Here is a 21,961-nt window from a genome sequence, read left to right as displayed (position 1 = left end):
TCGATCAGGAGGAAGAGTTAGATGGCGGTTGGACGTCGACGCGAGGCAGCATTGACGGTCGAGGACCTTCCGCGCTTGGTTCGGAGCGTCGCTGCGGTCGAACCGGACCGCGTGGCGCTCGCGCACCGCGGTACGGAGCTGAGCTATGCCCGGTTGGACGAGGAGATCACCACCCTCGACACGGCCATGGGTGGTGCCCTCGGCCCGGACGCATTGGTTCCCGTCGTACTGTCCAACACCGTTCCCGGAGTCATCGAGGACACCGACGGTGGTCTCGATGCCGTGGTCTCCTCGGTCGTCTCCGACGCCGTGTCGGTTCTCGGTGACGACGAGTCGGCGTCGAGATCGGCCGATCCCGAAGCCGCCACGCTGTACACGCTGTTCGCCGATCAGGCCGAGCGCACCCCGGACGCCACTGCCCTCGTGTTCGGAGACGAGCGGCGAACCTACGCAGAATTCGCCGCCTCGGTCGATCGCCTCGCGCGAGTGTTGATCGAGCGGGGCGTCGGTCCCGATACGACGGTGGGGTTGTCGATCCGCCGCTCAATCGATCTGTTGGTGGGCATGTACGCCATCTCGGCGGCTGGAGGCGCGTACGTTCCGTTGGACCCGGACCATCCGGTGGATCGGCTCGGGTACGTCCTCGATACCGCGCGACCGGTTCTGGTGCTGACGACGTCCGAGGACCGACCGCAGTTGCCGGACGGCACGCAGACTCTGCTCGTCGATGCCGTCGACGTCACTGGCGTGACTGCAGGGCGCATCACCGACCTGGACCGGCTCGGCACCCTTGCCGAGGACGATCTCGCGTACGTCATCTTCACCTCCGGTTCCACGGGACGTCCGAAGGGCGTGGCGGTGAGCCACCGCGCCATCGTCGCCAATATTTCCTGGCGTCAGCGCGAGTACGCGATGACGGCAGCCGACGTCGTGTTGCAGAAGACCCCGTTCACGTTCGACGTGTCGGTCTGGGAGTTCTTCTGGCCGTTGCAGATCGGTGCGACGCTGGTGATAGCCGAGCCCGACGGGCACCGCGATCCCGCCTACCTCGCCCGCGTCATCGCTGACCTCGGCGTGACGGTGACCCATTTCGTCCCGTCCATGCTCTCGGTCTACGTTGCCGAACCCAGCGCCGCGCAGGAGGATTCGCTCCGAATGGTGTTCGCCTCCGGTGAGGCGCTGCCGGCGCGGACCGTCAACGCGTTCCACGCGATCTCGAACGCGGAACTGCACAACCTCTACGGACCTACCGAGGCCGCCGTCGACGTCACGTACTACCGGACCGAGCAGGTGGAGGACGGCTCGGTGCCGATCGGCGCCGCCGTCGACGACACCGATCTGTACGTGCTCGACGAAGGACTGCGGCGCTCACCCCGAGGAATCGAGGGCGAGCTCTATCTTGCCGGCGTACAGCTCGCTCGCGGATATCTCGGCCGCACGGATCTGACGGCCGATCGGTTCGTCGCCGACCCGTTCGGTGAGCCGGGGGACCGGATGTATCGCACCGGCGACCTGGTGCGCCGGCGGGCCGACGGCCTGATCGAATACATCGGGCGCACCGACTTTCAGGTGAAACTGCGCGGCCTCCGCATCGAACTCGGCGAGATCGAGCAGGCCCTGCTCGCCGAGCCGCAGGTGACCCAGGCCGCGGTACTCGTTCATACCGACCACTCGCAGGCCCAGTTGGGCGAGCAGCTCGTCGGCTACGTCGTGAGCACCGAACCCGATCTCGATCACGACGGCCTCGCGGAGGCAGTGCGTCGCCGCATGCCCGAGTACATGGTGCCGTCGATGTTCGTGGTGCTGGACGAATTCCCGCTCGGTGCCAGCGGCAAGCTGGACCGAAAAGCCCTGCCCGCACCCGATTTCGCCTCCCTCGTACGCGAGTACCGCGCCCCGAGCACCGATACCGAAACGGCCCTGGTGGCAATTTTCGAGGCGGTTCTCGGGATCGAACGAATCGGCGTGGACGACGACTTCTTCGTCCTCGGCGGAAACTCCCTCAATGCCACCCGCGTGATCGCGCGAGTCAACGCCGAACTGGGCACTGCGGTGGATGTGCGGTCGTTCTTCGACGCACCGACCGTCGCCGAACTCGCCGCGGCAGTCGACGCCGCAGGATCCGGGGACGCGCGTCCGCCGCTGGTCGCGCAGCAGCGGCCAGAACGGGTGCCGCTGTCGTTGGCCCAGCAGCGGATGTGGTTCCTCAACCGATTCGAACCGGACTCGGCTGTGAACAACATCCCGGTCGCCATCGCGCTGAGCGGGGAACTGGACTTCACGGCACTGCAGACGGCCTTGGTGGACGTGCTGGGCCGGCACGAGTCGCTACGGACGGTGTACCCCGACCACGACGGCATCGGCTATCAGCGAGTGCTCGACACCGATTCATCGGCAGTGGAATTGGAGCGAACCTCGGCAGCCGAGGTCGATGTCCCCGCCGTACTGCTCGAGTTCGCGCTCCGGCCCTTCGATCTGGCGGTACAGCTGCCATTCCGTGCGGTGCTCGTCGAGACCTCCGAGACCGAGCACGTCCTCGCGTTCGTGGTGCATCACATCGCGGCCGACGGATTCTCGATGGGACCGCTGACCCGAGACGTCGTGACTGCGTACGTGGCTCGCACCAACGGGCAAGCGCCGCAATGGACTCCGCTCGAGGTGCAATACGCCGACTTCACGCTGTGGCAGCGGGCCGTCCTCGGGAGCGAGGACGACCCGGAGTCGCTGATCTCGGCACAGGAGAACTATTGGCGACTCCAGCTCGGTGGAGCCCCGGAGCAGCTCGAGCTACCCACCGATCGACCCCGCCCTGCTGTCGCCACCACCAACGGCGGCACGCACACGTTCGAGATCGACGCCGACATGGTTCGCGGTCTCGACACGCTCGCCAGAGATCACAACGCGACGAGGTTCATGGTCGTGCACGCCGCACTGGCGGTGCTCCTGGCCAAGCTCGCGTCCGCCGAGGACATCAGTATCGGTACGCCGGTCGCAGGCCGTGGTGACGAGGCCCTCGACGATGTGATCGGAATGTTCGTCAACACACTGGTGCTGCGCACCGGCGTTGATCCACGAACGTCGTTCGACGACATCCTGCGCGAGGTCCGTGAGGTGGACCTCGCCGCGTTCTCGCACGCCGAGGTGCCGTTCGAGCGTCTGGTGGACGTGTTGTCGCCGGTGCGCTCGCAGGCACGACACCCGCTGTTCCAGGTGATGCTCACGTTCCAGAATCTGGATCGAACCTCGGTCGAACTTCCCGGGCTGAACATTGCGGCGGTCGACTACGAGGCAGATCTGGCGAAGTTCGATCTGCAGGTGACCCTGTGGGATTCCGCGCCGTCCGACTCCGGGCCCACGGGACTGACGGTCGCCCTGACCTACGCCGCGGACCTGTTCGACACATCGACGATGGTGCGGTTCGGGGAGCGGTTCGTCCGTGTTCTTCGTGCGGTCACCGCAGCGCCCGCCGAGGCCGTCGGTGAGATCGACCTGCTCGACCCGGTCGAGCGGAAGTCCGTGCTGGCGTTCGGTTCCGGACCGGTGCACGAGATCCCCGGCAGGACGACTCTGGTGGATCAGTTCGATGCGCGCGTCGCGCAGACCCCCGACGCTCAGGCTCTGGTGTTCGAGGACGTTCGCCTGACCTACGCCGAGCTCGACGCGCGCGCCAATCGACTGGCGCGCTACCTGATGTCCGTTGGTGTCGGTACCGACACCACCGTCGGCCTCGCGGTCGGCCGCAGCATCGAGTTGCTCGTCGGTATGTACGCGATCGTCAAGGCCGGTGCTGCGTACGTACCCATCGACCCGACTCAGCCGCCGGAGCGCAACGAGTACATCGTCGGCACGGCCTCGCCGGTACGCGTGCTCTCGAGCACCCGAGACCACGTCGAGTTCCCGAGTGTGGAGACGGTGGACATCGACACGCTGGACGTGTCGCACCACTCGACGGCGACGGTGACCGATGCGGAGCGGACGGCTCCGCTGCGGGCGGACAATCTCGCGTACGTCATCTTCACCTCGGGGTCGACGGGTCGCCCGAAGGGCGTCGGGGTGTCGCACTCGGCGATCGTGAACCGGTTGTCGTGGATGCAGCACGAGTACCCCCTCGGCCCACAGGACGTGGTGTTGCAGAAGACTCCTGCGACATTCGACGTGTCGGTGTGGGAGTTCTTCTGGGCTTTCCAGGTAGGCGCGTCGGTTGTCGTCGCGGTTCCCGAGGGGCACCGTGATCCGTCGTATCTGCTCGATGTCATTGCTCGCGAACAGGTTTCGGTGGTGCACTTCGTGCCGTCGATGATGTCGGTGTTCACCCCGGAGGCACTGCGCAGGCCCGACGCGGGAGCGTCGCTACGGACGGTGTTCGCCTCGGGGGAGGCACTCGCGCCTGCCACCGCACATGCGCTGCGCAACGCACTCCCGCAGGTGTCGGTGCACAACCTGTACGGCCCCACCGAAGCTGCCGTCGATGTGACGTATCACCCGGTCTCCGACGCGGACACCGCGGTGGTGCCGATCGGCTCGCCGGTGTGGAACACCGATGTGCACGTTCTCGATTCGTCGTTGCGGCCGGTTCCGGTCGGGGTATCGGGAGAGCTCTACCTCGCGGGTGTCCAACTCGCCAGGGGATACGTGAGCCGACCCGATCTGACTGCGGATCGCTTCGTTGCCGATCCGTTCGCAGTCGACGGCGAACGGATGTACCGGACCGGCGATGTGGTGCGATGGCTACCCGCCGGCGAACTCGAATACATGGGCCGCTCCGACTTCCAGGTGAAGTTGCGCGGCCTGCGGATCGAACTCGGCGAAATCGAATCGGCGCTACTGGATCTGCCCGAGATCGCACAGGCCGTCGTGCTGGTACGACGAGAACAGCTGGTCGCCTACGTCGTCCCCACCGAAGGCTCGGTCGATGTGGATCGGGTACGCACGGCCCTACGTGGACGGCTGGCCGAGTACATGGTGCCGGCCACCGTCGTGGAACTCGAGGAGTTCCCGCTCGGCGCGAGTGGCAAGCTGAATCGGCAAGCACTACCCGATCCGGAGTTCGAGGCAACACCGTACCGAGCACCGAGCGATCCGATCGAAGAGATCGTCGCGAACGTCTTCGGCGCGGTGCTCGGACTCGACCGAGTCGGCGCGGACGACGACTTCTTCGCCCTCGGCGGCAACTCGCTCGTCGCAACTCAGGTCGCCGCACGACTCGGTGCCGAACTGGGCACCACCGTGCCCGTCCGAACGATGTTCGAGGCAGGCACCGTCGCATCCCTGGCGGCCGCGTTGGAGAGCCATGTCGGCCGCGGAACCACGGCTCCGCTGGTGCCACAGGACCGTCCGGAACAGATCCCACTGTCCCTCGCCCAGCAGCGAATGTGGTTCCTCAACCGATTCGAGCCCGAATCGGCCGTCAACAACATCCCGGTGGCGATCCGGCTCAGCGGGGCACTCGACGCCGCGGCCCTGCAGGCGGCCGTCACCGACGTACTCGATCGGCACGAAGCGCTTCGTACCGTCTACCCGAGTGCGGACGGTGCGGGACACCAGGTGATTCTGCCTGCCGAGGACGCCACGCCGGATCTGACGCCCGCCACCCCGTCCGCCGACGGTGCGGTGTCCGACCTGATTGCCTTCGCCTCCGAAGGATTCGATGTCACCCAGTCGACTCCCTTGCGCGCCAAACTGTTCCGGGTCGCCGACGACGAGTACGTACTGGTGTTCGTGGTTCACCACATCAGCGCCGACGGGTGGTCCATGGGGCCACTGACCCGTGACGTCATGACTGCATATCTCGCTCGAGTCGCAGGAGAGGCTCCTCGGTGGACGCCGCTGCCGGTTCAGTACGCCGATTTCGCGCTGTGGCAGCGTGCGGTGCTCGGCGACGACGAGGATCCGACCAGCCTGATGGCATCGCAGGCGAACTACTGGCGTACCGCTCTGGCTGACCTGCCCAGTGAGCTGACCTTGCCGTACGACCGGCCACGTCCGGCCGTCCAGTCGTACTCCGGCGGGCGATTCCAGTTCGACATCGATGCCGAACTGCGCGCCTCGCTCGACGATCTGGCCCGGTCGACCGGAACCACGCTGTTCATGGTGCTGCACGGTGCGCTGGCTCTGTTCCTGGCACGCATGTCGAACTCCGACGACATTGCGGTGGGCACGGCCGTCGCGGGCCGCGGCGAAGCTGTCCTGGACGACGTGATCGGCATGTTCGTCAACACCCTGGTGCTGCGCACTTCGGTCGATCGGAGCACCGGCTTCACCGACCTGCTCGGACACGTCCGAGACGTCGATCTCGAGGCGTTCGCACACGCGGACATCCCCTTCGAGCGGCTGGTGGATCTGCTCGAGCCAGAGCGGACCACGGCCAGGCACCCACTGTTCCAGGTGGCGATCGCGTTCGAGAACCTCCCGCCGAACGAGTTTCACCTGCCCGGTCTGACGGTCTCGGCCGTGGACGTGGAGGTCGACACCGCCAAGTTCGATCTGTCGTTGACACTGCACGAGAAAGCCGACGGCGCAGGTCTCGCCGCCGGATTCCTCTATGCGCGAGACCTGTTCGACGAGAAGACGATCGAGGTGTTCTCGCGGCGTTTCCGTTGGCTGCTCGACGCGATCGTGGCGGCACCGGACACCCCGGTGGGCGATCTGTCCATCCTCTACGACGACGAGTACGACCGGCTCACGCACGTACACGGTGACGACGTGTTGGCCGGCGGTACTCTGGCCGAGATCTTCACTGCCGGAGCCGCCCTCGACCCGGCTGCGACTGCGATCCGCTACGAGGGGCGCTCGATCTCGTACGCCGAACTCGATGCGACGTCCTCGCAGCTCGCGCGCGTGCTCATCGAGCGCGGGGCCGGCCCCGAATCCGTTGTGGCTCTGGGATTCCAGCGCTCCTACTTCATGGTGCTCGCGGTCTGGGCCGTGGCGAAATCGGGGGCCGCGCACCTACCCGTCGACCCGACGTATCCGCAGGATCGCATCGCCCACATGGTCTCGGACTCCGAGGCACTGCTCGGCCTGACCACCCGTGCGCACTCGGCGCAGCTCTCCGCCTCGGGCGAGGATCTGCTCTGGCTGAGCGTCGACGAGGACGAGTTCGTCGCAGAGGTCCGCACCCACTCCACCGAACCGATCACCGACGCCGATCGCCTGCGACCGGTCACGTTCCAGAACCCGGCCTACGTCATCTACACCTCGGGTTCGACCGGCAAGCCGAAGGGCGTCGTCGTCACGCACGCCGGACTCGGCGGCGTCCTCGACGCAGCAACCGATCTCTATCACCTGAAACCGGCCTCGAGGTTCCTGCACATCTGCTCGCCCAACTTCGATCCGTCGGTCCTGGAATGGATGGCGGCGTTCTCGGTCGGGGCGACGTTGGTCGTCGTACCGGCGTCGATTCTCGGCGGCACCGAACTGGCCGAATTGTTGAAGGCGGAGCGGGTCACTCACACGATCATCACGCCCGCGGTGCTCGGCACGATGGATCCCCACGGGATCGATTCGCTCGAGGTGCTCTCGGTGGGCGGAGACGTGACCACTCCCGAACTGCTCGCCCGGTGGGCAGGGGGCCGAAAGTACTTCAACGGGTACGGGCCGACCGAGACCACGATCATCTCCAGCTTCGCCGAGCTGACCCCCGGTGCGCCGATCACCATCGGTCGACCGATTCACGGCATGTCCGTGCTCATTCTCGACTCCCGTCTCGAACCGGTTCCGACCGGTGTCGCGGGTGACCTGTATCTGTCGGGCGGTGCGCTTGCCCGCGGTTATCTCGGTAGGCCAGGGCTGTCCTCCGAGCGCTTCGTGGCCAATCCCTACGGCGTCGAGGGTGCACGGATGTATCGCACCGGCGACGTGGTGCGATGGACCGACGATCTGCAGTTGCAGTTCGTCGGCCGCACCGACTTCCAGGTCAAGGTGCGCGGCTTCCGGATCGAGCTCGGTGAGATCGATTCCGCGCTCACCGCTGTTCCCGAGGTGGACTTCGCCGTCACTCTCGGTCACGAACTGCCCTCGGGCGTCACCACCCTCGTGTCGTACGTTCTGCCCTCCCGTGGATCTGTCGTCGACGTCGACGAGCTGACCGCCTTTGTCGGAAAATCACTGCCCGCGTACATGATTCCGTCCTCGATCATCGTGCTCGACGCTGTTCCGCTCACCCCGGTCGGCAAGTTGGATCGAGCCGCACTACCCGCACCGGTGTTCGAGGCGCGTGAGTTCCGCGCACCGACCACGGCGGTCGAGGAGATCGTCGCCGGAGTGTTCGCCGACGTCCTGCACATCGACCGAGTCGGACTCGACGACGACTTCTTCGCCCTGGGCGGCAACTCGCTGATCGCCACCCAGGTGGTCTCGCGACTCGGCGCGGCACTGGACACCGTCGTGCCGGTGCGGGCGCTGTTCGAGAGCTCGACCGTCGCCGCGCTGGTCGCGCACGTGGAGAGCGCTGTCGGTTCGGGCAGCCGGGCTGCATTGGTGGCGGGCCCACGTCCGGAGCGGCCGCCGCTCTCGCCGGCGCAGCAGCGGTACTGGTTCCTCAACCAGTTCGACACGTCCTCGTCGGTGGACAACATTCCGTTCGCCGTGCGGCTGTCCGGCGATCTCGATCTCGCCGCGCTCCGGGCGGCGGTGCTCGACGTCGTCGAACGCCACGAATCTCTGCGTACTCGCTACCCGGACTCGCCGGACGGCCCGTTCCAACAGGTGCTCCCGGCGTCCGAGGTGCCGCTGGACCTCGCCGTCCGCGAGGTGGCGGGAGCGAATGTCGTTGCGGCCGTTACGGACTTCTTCAGGCGGGGCTTCGATGTCACCGTCGAGGTACCGGTCGATGCGCAGGTGTTCCGGGTCGGTGCGGACGAACACGTTCTGGCTTTCGTCGTGCATCACGTGTCGGCCGACGGCGCATCGATGGGCCCGCTGGGCGTCGACGTCATGACCGCATACACCGCGAGATCGACAGGCTCGGCACCGGACTGGGAACCGCTCGCGGTGCAGTACATCGACTTCGCGCTGTGGCAGCGAACCGTGCTCGGCACCGAATCGGATGCGAATTCACTTGCAGCGCAGCAGGTATCGTTCTGGAAGGACGCGCTCGCCGAGCTGCCGGATCAACTGGTGCTTCCCACCGATCGCCCCCGGCCACCGGCGCAGAGTTTCCGTGGCGACGCCGTGCGGTTCACCGTCGGTGCCGATGTGCACGCCGCTCTCGCCGAGCTCGGACGTAGCGAGCAGGCAACGTTGTTCATGGTGGTGCATTCGGCATTCGCGGTGTTGCTCGCGCGCCTGTCCGGTTCCGAGGACATCGCCGTCGGAACACCCATTGCGGGCCGCGGCGAGCGAGCCCTCGATCCGATGATCGGCATGTTCGTCAACACCCTGGTCTTCCGGTCGACCGTCGAACCGTCGATGACGTTCCGGCAGTTGCTCGGCCAGGCTCGCGAGCGTGACCTGGCCGCCCTCGCACATTCCGATGTTCCGTTCGAGCGTCTGGTGGAGGTGCTCAACCCGGTGCGCTCGACAGCGCGCAACCCGCTGTTCCAGGTGGGGCTGTCCTTCCAGAACCTCGCCGAGTCGACGTTCGAGCTGCCGGGACTGACGGTCAGTGCCGTCGAGGCAGATGCCCTGACCGCGAAGACCGATCTGCAGCTGTCGATCTCGGATCGCTATGCTCCCGACGGTTCGCCCGCCGAGCTGTCGGCCGAGTTCAGCTATGCCACAGATCTTTTCGATCGCGCCACGGCCCAGACGTTCGCCGACAGGTTCGTGCGGCTGCTCGCAGCGGTCGCCGAGGACCCGGCCGCCGTCGTCGGCGATCTCGATCTGCTCTCGTCCGAGGAACACATCCGGATCGTGCGCACGTGGAACGACACCGCTCACGAGGTGGATGCCTCGCAGACCCTGGTGTCGCTGTTCGATCGGCAGGTGCAGGACCAGCCCGACGCGATCGCGCTGGTCCACGCTGGAGGATCGCTGTCGTACGACGAGTTCGATCGCCGAATCAACCGGCTGGCCCGCGTCCTGATCGGGGCCGGCGTCGGACCGCAGGTGACGGTTGCCCTGGCGATCAGGCGCTCGGTGGACCTGCTCGTCGCGATGTACGCCGTCGCCAAGGCAGGCGGGGCGTATGTCCCCATCGACCCGGACCAGCCGGCAGACCGCAACGCCTACATTCTCGAGGTAGCCGCTCCCGCTCTGGTTTTGAGCACTGCGCGTGACGAATTCGAGCTCGACTCGCTTCCGGTTCTGCTCGTCGACACCGATCAGCGACTGCTCGACGAGAAGGTCTCGGACGCGCCCGTCACCGACCGCGATCGACATTCGCCGCTGCGGCCCGCGAATACCGCGTACGTCATCTTCACCTCCGGATCCACCGGCCGCCCCAAGGGCGTCGCGGTCAGCCATGCCGCCATCGTCAACCAGCTGCTGTGGCAGAGCGCCCACTACGGGCTGGGCAGCACGGACCGGGTGCTGCTCAAGACTGCCGCCACCTTCGACCTGTCCGTGTGGGAGTTCTGGGTCGCCACCATCTCCGGTGGTGCGATCGTCGTCGCCGACGCCGAGGGACACCGCGATCCCGCCTACCTCGTCGATCTGATGAGCCGGGAATCGGTGACGACACTGCACACCGTGCCGTCCGTGCTCGACGCGTTGGTCACGGCATCGGCAGGCGCACTTCCCGAACATCTGACGCGAATCCTGGCGATCGGCGAAGCACTGCCGGTCGCCACGGCCGAGCGGGCACTACGCAGTTCCGCTGCGCGACTGGACAATCTGTACGGACCGACCGAGGCAGCAGTCTCGGTGACCGCTCATCGGGTGACGAGCGTCGAGGGCACCGCGGTTCCCATCGGCGGGCCCGAATGGAACACCCGTGTCTACGTGCTGGACTCGCGTCTGGCTCCGGTGCCGGTCGGCGTTGCAGGTGAGCTCTATCTCGCGGGTGCTCAGCTCGCCGACGGGTACTTCGCTCGGCCCGATCTGAGCGCGGAGCGTTTCGTTGCCGACCCGTTCACCCCCGGCGGCCGCCTGTACCGCACCGGCGATCTCGTGTCCTGGCGGGCCGACGGTGAACTGGAGTACGTCGGGCGTACCGACTTCCAGGTGAAGATTCGCGGTTTCCGTATCGAACTCGGCGATATCGACGCCGCTCTCGGATCGCTCGACGAGATCCGAGACGTCGCCGTCGTAGCGCTCGCGGACACGGGATCCGGGGCTCGACTGGTGGCCTACCTCGTACCGGCCGCCGGCGTTTCGCTCGATCAGGACGGCATCGGCCGAGCACTCGCCGAGCGTCTGCCGTCGTACATGATCCCGTCGGCCTTCGTCGTGCTGGAGGCTCTTCCTCGAGGCGTCAACGGCAAGCTGGATCGACAGGCGCTCCCCGAACCGGAGTTCGAGACAGCCGAGTTCCGCGCCCCGACCAACCCGGTGGAAGAGGCCGTTGCGGCAGTCTTCGCCGAGGTGCTCGCGTTGGAGCGCGTCGGCCTGGACGACGACTTCTTCGCACTCGGCGGCAACTCGTTGATCGCCACCCAGGTGGTCTCCCGACTGGGGGCGGCGCTCGACACCCAGGTGCCGGTCCGCTCGATCTTCGAGTCTCCGACGGTGCAGTCGCTCGCACGTGCGATCGAGTCCCAGGTGGGCACCGGTGCGCGCCGGGCACTGACGGCTCGAAAGCGACCGGACTCGGTGCCGCTGTCGATGGCGCAGCAGCGCATGTGGTTCCTGAGCCAATTCGATCCGACGTCCGCCGTGAACAACATCCCGGTGGCGATTCGGTTGTCCGGAAACGTCGATGTCGATGCACTCGTCAGCGCCGTGCACGACGTGTTGGCGCGGCACGAGATTCTGCGCACCGTGTACCCGGAGGTCGACGGACGAGGCCACCAGGTGGTGCTCGGTACCGCGGAGGCCGGCGTGACCGTCGCCGTCGAGGACGTCGACGAGAGCGCGATCGAGCAGGCACTGCGGGACTTCGTGTCCGCCGGATTCGATGTGACCCGAGCCGTTCCGGTCCGAATTCGGATCCTGCGGGTGAGCGAGTCCGAGCACGTACTGGCGTTCGTCGCCCATCACATCGCCGCGGACGGGTTCTCGATGGGACCCCTCACGCGCGACATCATGGCGGCCTACACCGCCCGTGCAGCCGGGGAGAGCCCACAGTGGGCACCACTTCCGGTGCAGTACGCGGATTACGCATTGTGGCAACGCGAGGTACTCGGCGCCGAGGACGACCCGGATTCGCTGTTGGCCGAGCAGCTCGCCTACTGGACTTCGGCTCTGGCCGGTGCCCCGGCGCAGCTCGATCTGGCAACGGATCGGCCACGACCGGCGGTGGCGTCGTATCGCGGTGCGGCATACAACTTCTCGATCGACGCGTCACTGCAGTCCGGCATCGCCCGCGCCGCCCGAGCCGGTAACGCCACGAACTTCATGGTGGTGCACACCGCGCTCGCAGTACTGCTCGGCGCACTGGCGGGCACCGATGACGTGACGATCGGTACCCCGGTCGCCGGCCGCGGTGACGCGGATCTGGACGAGCTGGTCGGCATGTTCGTCAACACGCTCGCGCTCCGCACCGCGGTGAGCCCCGCTGCATCGTTGCGGGAGCAACTCGCTGCAGTCCGTGAGGCCGACCTGAGCGCCTTCGGGCATGCCGACGTGCCGTTCGAGCGGCTCGTCGACGAGCTGGCCCCGGACCGCTCGCAGGCTCGTCACCCGATCTTCCAGGTCATGCTGACGTTCCAGAACCTGAACCGTCAGACGTTGGCCCTGCCAGGTCTGAGCGTCGAGGGAATCGATCTCGGCAGCGCTTTCGCGAAGTTCGACCTGCAGGTGACACTGTGGGAGAACACCGACGAACACGGCGCTCCGGCCGGCATCGACGTGCAATTCGACTATGCGACCGATCTTTTCGACGAGTCCAGCATGGCCTCTCTCGGGCGACGGCTGGTTCGGGTGCTGCACGCACTCACCGACGCTCCTGATCGAGCCGTCGGCGACATCGACATTCTCGAGGAGGGCGAACGCACCCGCGTCCTCGAGGAATGGAACGCCACTGCGCACGAGGTGGATCCCGGCGCAACCCTGGTCTCGCTGTTCGAGGCCCGTGTTGCAGCGTCCCCGGACGGCATCGCCACGAGCTTCGCCGACGATCGAGTGACCTACCGCGAATTCTCCGAGCGGGTCAACTCGCTCGCGCGGCTGCTCATCGCCGAGGGAGTCGGGCCGGAAACCGTGGTGGCCACCGCCATGCGCCGCTCGATCGACATGCTGACGGGTATCTACGCCGTGCTCGCTGCCGGTGGTGCCTACGTCCCGGTCGACCCGGATCTTCCGGCCGAACGAATCGGCTACATCCTGGACACGGCTGCACCGGTGGTGCTGCTCACGACCGAGCGCGACGGCACAGCTCTCGTGACCGACGCCGTCAGAATCCTGGTCGACACCGTCGACACCACAGGTCTGTCCACGGCACCGGTGACCGATGCGGACAGAACCGCACCGCTACGACCGGCGGACACCGCGTACGTCATCTTCACCTCCGGCTCCACCGGTCGCCCGAAGGGCGTTGCGGTCAGCCACGCCGCCATCGTCAACCGACTGTTGTGGATGCAGGACGAGTACCGTCTCACCGAACACGACAAGGTGCTGCAGAAGACACCGGTCACGTTCGACGTATCGGTGTGGGAGCTGTTCTGGCCGTTGCAGATCGGCGCCGAACTGGTCATCGCGGTTCCCGACGGCCACCGCGATCCGGCATACCTGGTGCGCACCGTCGCCGAACGCGGCGTCACCGTCGCGCACTTCGTCCCGTCGTTGTTGGCCGTGTTCGCCGCCGCGGACGGTGTCTCGAACTGCACCGGACTGCGCATGGTGTTCGCCTCCGGTGAGGCACTGCCGGCATCGGTTGCGGCCGCGCTCCGCTCGGCGCTGCCCGCCACCGAACTGCACAACCTGTACGGCCCGACAGAGGCTGCCGTCGACGTCACCTATCACCGCGTCCTGCCGTCGGACACCGTCTCGGTTCCCATCGGTGCACCGGTGTGGAACACGAGGGTGACCGTGCTCGACGCGCGACTGCACCCTGTTCCCGTCGGGGTGCCCGGTGAGCTGTATCTCGCCGGGCACCAACTCGCCCGCGGATACCTCGGCCGCCCGGATCTGACCGCGGACCGGTTCGTCGCCGATCCGCACGGCGCAGCAGGATCGCGGATGTATCGCACCGGAGACCTCGTCCGTTGGAACGCGGACGGCGAGCTGGACTACCTCGGCCGCACCGACTTCCAGGTCAAACTGCGCGGACTGCGCATCGAACTGGGAGAAATCGAGGCTGCCCTGACCGCGGACCCGTCGGTCGACCAGGCCGTGGTGCTCGTGCGGCGGACGCCGTCGGCGGGTGAGCTACTGGTCGGGTACGTCGTTCCCGTCGTCGGCGAGACGATCGACACCGCAGCGGTCACAGCGTCGGTCGCCACCCTGGTTCCGGAGTACATGGTTCCGGCCGGGCTCATCGTGATCGATGCCCTCCCGCTCGGGCCGAACGGCAAACTGGACCGCAGAGCACTACCCGAACCGGAATTCGGCAGCGACGCCGAATTCCGCACGGCGACAACCGATACCGAACGCATCATTGCCGAGGTATTCGCGGATGTGCTCGGCCTCGATACCGTCGGGGTGGACGACTCGTTCTTCGCGCTCGGCGGCGACAGTATCGTCTCGATTCAGCTCGTTTCCCGCGCCAAGGCCAGGGGAATTCAGTTCGGTCCGCGAGATGTGTTCGAGCGCAAGACTGTTGCCGGTCTCGCAGAGATCGCCGTAACCGTCGGCGAGGGCAACGACGCGGTCGTACTCGAGGAACTCGACGGCGGTGGCGTGGGTTGGATGCCGCTACCGCCGTTCGGTGTCGCGATGATCGAGCGTGGCGGCGGGTGGTCACGTTTCCATCAGGCCGTCACCCTCGAACTGCCGGTCGGTATCGATCGGGCCGGAATCCTCGCCACGGTGACCGCTGTGGTCGATCGTCACGACGTGCTGCGATCGACGCTGGTACACGACGACCGGGGCTGGGGTCTCGACGTCGCGGACATCGGTCTCCTCGATGTGGATTCCATCCTGACTCGGACCGACAGCGATTCGGCTGCAACGGTATTCGACGATGCGGTCGGAACGCTCGACCCCACGTCCGGACGCATGCTCGCCCTCGTCTGGGCCGATCGCGGACCCGAGCAAGCCGGAACACTGACCATCGCGGCTCACCACCTCGTGATCGACGGTGTGTCGTGGCGCATTCTCGTTCCCGATCTCGTCTCCGCCTGGGCACAGGTGTCCGGGGGAGTGGTCCCGGTCCTTCCCGAGGTCGGAACCTCGATGCGGCGTTGGACGCACGCACTGGTGGACGCGGCGGCGAGCGAGGCGCGACAGGCCGAGTTGCCACTGTGGCGCTCGATCGCCGACACCGAGGATCCCGTACTGGGGGATCGCCCGTTCGATCCCGCGATCGACGTCGTGGCCACTGTCGAACGGGTGAATGTCGAACTGACGGCCGACGTCACCCGCACCTTGCTGACCACCGTTCCGGAGATCTTCCGCGGTGGTGTGGGCGACGGGTTGCTGGCCGGGCTCGCTGTGGCCGTCACGAGACTGCGGTCCGAGCGCGGAATCACCGCACCGGTAACTCTGGTGCAGCTCGAGGGCCACGGCCGCGAGGAATCGGTGGTTCCCGGAGCTGATCTGGGACGCACCGTCGGCTGGCTGACGAGCCTGTTCCCGGTCCGTCTCGACCTGACCGGAATCGATGTCGACGCCGCGTTCGCAGGAGGATCGCAGCTCGGCGACGCCGTCAAGGCAGTCAAGGAGCAGATGCTCGCGCTGCCCGATCGAGGCATGGGCTGGGGGCTGCTCCGGTACCTGTGCTCCGAGACCGCTGCGGAACTGGCCGAACTCGGAACCGGACAGATCAGCTTCAACTACCTGGGTCGGGTCGACGCAGGCGAGGTCCCGGACGAGATGAAGTCCCTCGGCTGGTTGCCGGCCGCCGACGGTGAGCTCACCGCGCCCGGCGACGCCGACATGGCCGCGAACAAGACGATCGACATCAACGCGATCGTGCTCGACACCGACCAGGGTGGAGTCCTGAGCGCGAGCTTCGCATTCCCGACCGGAGCCGTGTCCGCCGACACGGTCGAGCGTCTCGCCGGGCTGTGGTCCGAGGCGTTGTCGGCGCTGGCCACGTACGCCGAGGCACCCGGCTCCGGTGGCCTGACCCCATCGGATGTGCCGCTGGTTGCGCTCTCGCAGCCCGAGATCGCATCGTTCGAGGCTCGCTACCCGGAGCTGACCGACATCTGGTCGCTGTCGCCGCTGCAGCAAGGGCTGCTGTTCCACGCACTGTTCGCCGACGCGTCGATCGACGTCTACACCATGCAGGTCGTACTCGATCTGGCCGGCGAGGTGGACGCCGAACGGTTGCACCACGCGGCGCAGACACTGCTGGACCGGTACGACAATCTGCGTACCTCGTTCACCGCGACCGCTGACGGTGAGACGGTGCAGATCGTCCAGCAGAACGTTCGTCTGCCGTGGAACACGATCGATCTGTCTCATCTCGACGGGATCGAGCGCGACGCTGCCGTCGCCGAGGCACTGGCCGCGGATCAGCGACGCCACTTCGATGTGTCCACCGCACCGCTGCTGCGATTCCTGCTCGTCAGGATCACACCGACCACGTACAAGCTCGCGATGACCAACCATCACGTGTTGCTCGACGGCTGGTCGCTACCGCTGGTGATGAAGGAACTGCTGTATCTGTACGCCGCTCGGGGTTCGACGGTGTCGATGCCGAGGGTGCGCTCGTACCGCTCTTACCTGGCATGGCTCGACCAGCAGGACCCGACCGTGTCCCTCGGTGCGTGGACTGCGGCGCTTGCCGGTGTCGAGGAGCCGACGTTCGTCGCACCGCCGAGTGTCGGGCGCGAGATCTCTGCGCGCTCGGCCGAGACCGAGCGATTCGTCGATGCCGAGACCACCGCGTCGCTCACGGCGCTCGGCGGACGACTCGGGGTCACCGTGAACACGCTGGTGCAGGCGGCATACGGGCTGCTGATCGCACACATCACCGGTCGCACCGATGTCGTGTTCGGTGCCACGGTCTCCGGTCGTCCCGCTGCTCTTGCTGGCGTGGAGTCGATGATCGGGTTGTTCATCAACACCATCCCGGTGCGGGTTCGATTCGATCCCGCCGACACGGTGGAGAGCTACCTGGTACGGATTCAGGGTGAACAGGCAGACCTGCTCGACCACCACCACATGGGGCTCGTCGACATCCAGCGAGCGATCGGAATGGGGAATCTGTTCGACACCCTCACCATCTTCGAGTCGTACCCGGTGGACGAAGCTCAACTGACGCAACAGGCTGCGGCCATCGACGGCATGACCGTCGAGGCAGTGAGCTCCAACGACAACACGCACTACCCCTTGACCTTGCTCGTGGTGGCGGAGGATCGAATCTCCTTCACACTCAAATACATCAGTGATCTGTTCGATGCCGCGTACGTCGACTCGATCCTGTCCCGGCTCGTCGGTGTGCTCGAGGCCTTCGTATCGGACACCGCTGCGGCGGTCGGCGATATCGATCTGCTCGGCTCGGAAGAACGAACTCGAGTAGTCGAGACCTGGAACGACACCGCGCGCCGGATCGATGCAGGTGACCGGTTGACGGCCCCGTTCGCAGCGCGGGTTGCAGCGAACCCGGATGCTACGGCCATCGTCTACGAGGACACCGCCGTGACCTATGCGGAGTTCTCGGAGCGAGTCAACAGTCTTGCTCGACACCTGATTTCGCTCGGCGTCGGCCCGCAGGCCCTCGTCGCACTCGGCATGAGGCGAGGCATCGATCTGATGGTCGGCATGTACGCCGTCCTCGAAGCAGGCGGTGCGTACGTTCCCATCGATCCCGATCACCCGGCCGAACGGATCGAGTACATCCTCGATACCGCCGTGCCCGTCGCCGTCCTGTCGACGAGCCAGGACCGGACGGGGCTGCCGCAACAGTTCCCGATCATCGAACTGGACACAGTCGATCTGGCGTCCTACCCGGCCGATCCCGTTGTCGACTCCGACCGCCTGGCACCGGTTCGCCCGGGGAACACCGCATACGTCATCTTCACGTCGGGCTCGACCGGCAGACCGAAGGGCGTCGCGGTATCGCACCGCGCGATCGTCAACGAGATGGCCTGGATGGTCGACCAGTACTCCCTCGACGAGAACGACATCTACCTGCAGAAGACGGCGACGACGTTCGATGTGTCACTGTGGGGGTTCTTCCTCCCACTCCAGGTCGGTGCGAGTGTCGTTCTCGCAACCCCCGACGGCCACCGCGACCCGGCGTACGTCGCGGACCGGATCGCCAGGCACGGCGTCACCGTCACGGACTTCGTGCCGTCGATGCTGACCGTGTTCGCCGCGTACGCCACCGCGGAGCAGTGTCGTTCCCTCCGACACGTCTACGTGGTGGGCGAAGCGCTGCCCCCGGAGACGGTGAAGGACTTCCGGGCGATCACCTCTGCCGCGATCCACAACCTGTACGGCCCCACCGAAGCCGCTGTGTCGGTGACGTATTGGGAGACCACCGCCGACAACGGCGTGACCGTCCCGATCGGTGCTCCGGAATGGAACACCCAGGCCTACGTCCTCGACAACAGGCTGCACCCGGTGGCCGCGGGCACCGCGGGCGAGCTGTACCTGGCGGGCACGCAGCTCGCCGACGGCTATCTCGGCCGCGTCGACCTGACGATGGACCGATTCGTCGCGAACCCGTTCTCGGCCGCGGGCGAGCGCATGTACCGCACCGGCGACCTCGTCCGATGGAGATCGGGCCGAGCGGACCAGGGGGTGCTCGAGTACATCGGGCGCACGGACTTCCAGGTCAAGTTCCGCGGCCAGCGGATAGAGCTCGGTGAAATCGAGACCGCACTGTTGTCGCACCCCGACGTCAACCAGGCCACGGCGGTGGTGGCCACTACCGGTGCCGGTGATCAACTCGTCGGCTACGTCGTGCCTGCACCGAGTAGGACGCTTGACCCGGCGGAGGTACGTAGCTTCGTCGGTGGCACCCTGCCGACGTACATGGTGCCTGCGACGGTGATGGTGCTCGCCGAGTTCCCGCTGAACACGAGCGGAAAGCTGGACCGAAAAGCGCTGCCGCAACCGGTGTTCGAGGTTCGAGCGTTCCGGTCGCCGGCGACGCCGGTCGAGGAGATCGTGGCATCGATCTACGCCGAGTTGCTCGGCGTCCAGCGCGTCGGATCGGACGACGACTTCTTCGATCTCGGCGGCAACTCGCTGATCGCGACGCGAGTCGCTGCACGGGTGTCGGCTGCGCTCGGAAAGAAGGTCGGGGTCCGAGACCTGTTCGAGGCCTCCACCGTGGCCGATCTCGCCGCTCGTGCCGAATCACGCATCGACGACGCACACGATGTGCCGCTGCGTCGACGACCGGCAGGCGAGAGGGCTCCGTTGTCGCTCGCGCAACAGCGCATGTGGGTGCTCAATCGACTCGAACCGGAGTCCGGGGCCTACAACATGCCGATGGCGCTGCGGCTTCGCGGCGAGCTCGACGTCGCGGCATTGCAGACCGCCGTGACCCGCACCGTGGAACGGCACGAGGCCCTGCGCACGCGCTACCCGGAGGACGCGGACGGATCGCCGTACCAGGATGTCGTCGACGCCGAATCGGTGGCACCCGATCTGACTCCGATCGACGTACCGAACGATGCCGACACCGCCGAGCGGATTCGCGCACTCGTCTACGAGGGCTTCGATGTCACCGTCGCACCGCCGATCCGGGGAGCATTGTTCCGCTTCGGCCCGGACGAGTACGTCTTCGTCATCGTCATGCACCACATCAGCGGCGACGGCGCATCGATGGCACCGCTGGCCCGCGACGTCATGACCGCATACCTGGCTGCAGCGTCGGGAACCGATTACACGCCCGAACCTCTGACGGTGCAGTACGCCGATTTCGCGGTGTGGCAGCGCCAGGTGCTGGGGTCGGAGAGCGATCCCACGTCGATTATCTCGGAGCAGTTGGCCTTCTGGGCGGACGAGCTCAGCGGGATCACCCCGGTCGTGTCGTTGCCATGGGACCGGCCGCGGACGGCTACCGCGAACCTGCGCGGCGCCAGTGTGAGCGTCGAGTTGGACGAGTCGGTACACACCGGGCTCGCTGCGATCGCACGTGAGAACAACGCAACCCTGTTCATGGTGTTGCACGCGGTTCTCGGGGTGTTGTTGTCGCGGATGAGCGGCTCTCGCAGTTTCGCGGTCGGCACGCCGATCGCCGGCCGCGGGCACGAGGCGCTCGACGGGCTGGTCGGCATGTTCGTCAACACGCTGGCGCTGCGGACGAACGTCGATCCCGATGCGACGTTCGCCGAGCTGCTGACCGCACTGCGCGAGACCGATCTGCGGGCCTTCGCACACTCGGACGTGCCGTTCGAGCGGGTCGTCGACACCATCGCACCGGACCGGAACGCCGGGTACACCCCGCTGTTCCAGACGGTGCTGTCGGTGGAGCCTCACGGCGAGGCGCGGTTCGAGTTGCCGAACCTGGTGGTCGAACCCGTCAGCGGCTTCGAGCCTACGGCCAAATTCGACCTTCAGGTGACGGTGGAGACCCAGCATGCCGACACCGGCAGCGGAACCGGAACCCTGAACGTCGAATGGGTGTACGCCGCCGACCTGTTCGACGAGTCCACCGTGGACTCACTGGCGCAACGATTCGCACGCATAGCCGGGGCGGTGGCCGCAACGCCATCGGTCGTCGTCGGCGACATCGACGTGCTCGACGCAGGCGAGCGGGCCGCGTTGACCGACACCGGGCAGAGCGCTGACACCGCTGCGGCACCGGTGCGGTCGGACCTGACACTGCCGCAGGTGCTCACCGCCACGGTGGACGCAGATCCTGATGCCCCGGCGTTGTCCTCGGACGGAGCCGAAACCACGTACCGAGAGCTCGATGAGCAGTCCTCGCGGATGGCTCGGCTGCTGATCGACCGCGGCGTTCGGCCTGGAGTCGTCGTCGCTGTCGCTGTCCACGACGCCGTCCAGTCTGTCGTGACGCGGTGGGCGGTGGCCAAGGCAGGCGGAGCCGTGGCTCCGATCGATCCGGTAGCGCCGTCGAGCTCCTCCGATGTTCTGGAGCGGGCAGGGGTGTCCGTTCTCGTCCTGGACGGTGACGACGGTCCGAGCTGGGCCGCCTCCGCGACGACGGTTCGCCTCGGAGATCCGGACACGGTCGATGCCCTCGCTGCGAGTTCTGCTCGGCCGGTGACGTATTCGGACAGGACGGCCGTTCTCGGGCCGGACAGTCCGGCGTTGATCGTGGGCGATGGCAGCAGCATGATCGACCATGGAACGCTCGCTGCACTGGCGACCAGCGCGGTGACGGACTGGTCGGTGGCATACGATTCGCGGCTCGCCGTCCCCACTCGGGTCGAGTCCGCTGCATCCGTTCTGGCAGGCGTGGTCGCCGTCCTTGCAGGTGCGGCTCTGGTGACCGACCGTGCGACGTCCGCCGAGGACGCTGCCGATCTCGTGTCCGCAGAGTGGGTGACCCATGCCTTCCTCACCGACGCAGACATCGCCGCAGTCGATCGACTCCAGCCCGAGGACACAGAAGACCTCGTTGCGATCGTGTCGATCGAGGGCGACGGTGCGAGCGGCGTCGAGCGGAGCCGGAGCGATATTCCGGTGCATCGTCTGCCCGAGCCGATGGGAACCGTCGACCGATAGGGTGAGGCGAACTGCAACGCTCGCCGCGTCGTGGACGATGAACGGTCGGATCGGTCCGGGCGTCGTCCACGACCACGCGCGGAGCAACACTGGTGAGGAGTCATAAGTCAGATGAGTTCGGATGGATCGACCGGTACACCGTCCGAGTCGGGTGGCCGAGCAGGTG

General features: G+C 66.6%; 1 protein-coding gene. It reads left to right on the top strand.

Going from position 1 to position 21,961, the window contains the following annotated elements; genetic code table 11:
* Positions 1–21 precede the first annotated feature (21 nt).
* Complete coding sequence (locus J1M87_RS21855; RefSeq protein WP_206491885.1) at positions 22–21,795, top strand: non-ribosomal peptide synthase/polyketide synthase; 21,774 nt, start codon at positions 22–24, stop codon at positions 21,793–21,795.
* Positions 21,796–21,961: the final 166 nt, after the last annotated feature.

Origin of the sequence: Rhodococcus sp. KRD162 (assembly GCF_017168335.1) — a bacterium.
Classification (GTDB): domain Bacteria; phylum Actinomycetota; class Actinomycetes; order Mycobacteriales; family Mycobacteriaceae; genus Rhodococcoides.
Note: the sequence above shows the minus strand (reverse complement) of the source record. Positions and strands in the feature narration are given on the sequence as shown.